Source organism: uncultured Microscilla sp., from assembly GCF_947493425.1.
Lineage (GTDB): Bacteria > Bacteroidota > Bacteroidia > Cytophagales > Microscillaceae > Microscilla.
This window is the reverse complement of the sequence record NZ_CANLRP010000348.1, coordinates 1-2,878: the sequence shown is the minus strand read 5'-3', so window position 1 is coordinate 2,878 and position 2,878 is coordinate 1. Positions and strand designations below refer to the sequence as shown.

At 44.6% G+C, this 2,878-nt stretch carries 1 protein-coding gene; it reads right to left on the bottom strand.

The window, feature by feature from the left end:
* Positions 1 to 310: 310 nt before the first annotated feature.
* Complete coding sequence (locus Q0954_RS33540) at positions 311 to 2,530, bottom strand: DUF5916 domain-containing protein (RefSeq protein ID WP_299466316.1); 2,220 nt, start codon at positions 2,528 to 2,530, stop codon at positions 311 to 313.
* Between the last annotated feature and the right edge of the window lie 348 nt (positions 2,531 to 2,878).

Genomic DNA, 2,878 nt, shown 5'->3' with positions numbered 1-2,878 from the left:
GAGACATCAAAATTAAAAACACTGAAAATCAGTTAGTAATGACGTATTGCGGTATAAATACTCAAATGGTAAATGTTTCAGTAGGACGCGGGTTCGACTCCTGTCTCTGGCTCGGCAGCCGTAAGGTTAGAGCGGCTGCCATTTTTTTATTTACGGGCTAAATATTTAGATTTAAGTAGAGAGCTATGCCTTGTCAATAACCTCCGATCCTCTTGAAACAGACAATCTTTTGGACACTCGTACAGCAAGGTAAAAAGCGGTCTTCCCAATACTGGGGGAAACCGCTTTTTGGTGGAGCAATAAGTGTCTGCTAAAACTGCTTTAGATAAGTCACTTTTCCTATGACTTGTTGGGCGTGCTGAACAGGGGTGAGGCCTTCGTTTTGGGTATCGTTAAAGACCAAATAAACAAATGACAAAGGTTGAAACTCCCAGGAAAAACGAACATTCCAATTGGCAAATTTTGACAAAGAATTGTATTGATAAAAGGCGTTTAGTTGAACCCTGGCATTGAGCGCCAGCCTTAGTTCAGGAGCAATCAAGTGGGCTTCTTTGTCTTCTTTCTCTGCCCCCAATTGTCGCGCGTTGTTGTATTGATAGTTTACCGAAAAATAGGTGTGGGGTATGGGAGAGGTGGTCAACCGTGCCTGATAGGTGTCCAGTTTACCATCAAAAAAATTGCCTGTTTCGTATTGCAGGTAAAAAGACAGTTTTTTAGAAACATCAGAAGAGTAAGTGAACCTATAGCGGGTATAATCATATGTTCCTTGAGCAATGTCTACCAGCAGTGGGCTGAAAGTGTTGAGTAGATTTTGGCGGGTGGGTTCTATTTCGCCCACCAATCGACTCCCGTCTTGAAACAATATCCAGATGGGGAAAAATGTCACCGAACTCTCCAAAAACTGTCGGTCTTCGTTGCGGTGAATCACTGTGGCAAAAACCCCTGGCTCATAGGAGCGAATAAACTTGGGTTTCCAGCTGGGGCGCAAAATAGCGTAACCTCCCCCGCTATTGGCCATATAGTTGCGTCGCCGGATAAAACCCGCCGTAGACTCGTAGTTTTTTTCAATAAATTGATAATCGTAATAAAAATACCATTGATTGCTTCTGTATCGCAGGCTCGAATACCCCGCCCAGCCATTGCTGTTTTGGTCTTTGGTTTCGGAGCCTGATACATAAAATTGCCAGGATAAGGGGCGACTAAAGCGAAAAAAACCATCTATCGTTCCTGTAAAATTATAACGGTCCTGTATCCCTTTATGCTCCAGTGCTTCGTCGTATCGGGCGGTCACCATTCCCCCCAGGCGGTTTTGCTTGCCAAAATTTTGCACATAACGCAACACCCCAAAATTGGCAGCCGGACTATCGCCCAGGCCTCGTTGCCGTACCATCAAGGCTCCCAGGCTTCGTTTGGTACTGCGATGGGTAAGCCGCAAACCCGCATCAATCGGAATGGGGTTACCTTGATTATCTAAGCCAATAGCCCGGCTAAAAAAAGGTTGCACGTGGTCGTTGCTCCCTGCCGCAAACAAACTGGCATTTTCGAGGAAAAACTGCCTTCTTTCGGGCAAAAAGACCGAAAAACGAGTCAGGTTTACTACCTGGCGGTCTACGTCGGTTTGAGCAAAGTCTGTGTTGACGGTGAAGTCTAACACTGTGTTAGGTGTAATCGCCCACTTGACCTCGCCCCCCATTTTAGTAAATAGGTTGTCAGAGGCAAATAAGCTGGTAGAATCATTATTGCGATTGGCAGAAGCAAACACATAAGGTTGCACGCGAATATTGGTAGAGGGTGGGGGCGGTTTAATGCCTTTGAGAATGCCTGCATAACTCATGCGGTAAGGGTTAAAAGCCCTGGGGTAGGCCGCCCAACTCGATATTTCGTTGACCCGCCGGGCTCGCCTTACAAAGTTAATTCCCCATTCCTGGTTGTCGCCCTTTGGGTAACGAATGGTTGCCCAGGGAATACGCATCTCGGCAATCCATCCCTCGTTAGTACGGCTGGTGCGCACTTTCCAAAATCCATCCCAATCGGTATCAAAAATATTACTATCAAACACCTGCATGTCGCGTCGGGCTCCGTAGGGGTTGGTCTGAAAGCTGATGGCATTGCGTTCGTCTCGAAAAGCATCTATTACTACCCCAAACAAATCGCCGCTGCCCCAGTCAAAGTCGCGGCGCAAGTTGGGTACTCTCAGCCCTTTTTTGCCCAAACTATCTTTGCAAAAAGCCCCAATGTACAAGTATTGGTCATTGTACAAGACTTTTACTTCGGTAATAAAATCCGAAGCTTGTCCTTGATTGGGTTCTACCTGGGTAAACGCCTGGTATTTTTTTGCTTTTGCCCAGACCGACTCATTCAACACTCCATCTATCTTGAGGTTGGTAGTAATTTGGGTGGCTTTGATGACTTTTTTCTGATCTTGGGGAGGGGGTTCAAAAATTTTTTGGGCATAAACAGACGAAAATATTCCTAGTTTGAAAATTAAGAAAGGAATAACATTCAATAGAATCAGTTTTAAATTTTTCATGGTTTTAATTTTAATGCAACAATGTTGCAATATACTTAAAATAATAAGATGCAACAATGTTGCACCTGTGGCAGCGTGCATTTCCTATACTATTTGGCTTTTCTTTGATAGGTAAGTGATGTTTTCAATGAGTGAGCTTTTCAGAGTGCAGCCCCTGGTACCTTATCCTCTAAATAAATGCACTAGCGTAAGCGTCCTTTGCTTGTGCTTAGGAATGGTGAGAAATTAAATTACCATTCTTGAGGTAGAGGTTTTGTTTTGAGACGAGGCCATTTTTTGCGCCCATAGCAGCGCTACGGGCAATAAAAATAACGAAGTATCAAGGCGAAAAATCACCCCTCAGAGTGT

Bases quoted from the DNA above. Each gene is read 5' to 3' on its own strand.
- Q0954_RS33540 (WP_299466316.1), bottom strand. From the start codon at position 2,530: ATGAAAAATTTAAAACTGATTCTATTGAATGTTATTCCTTTCTTAATT.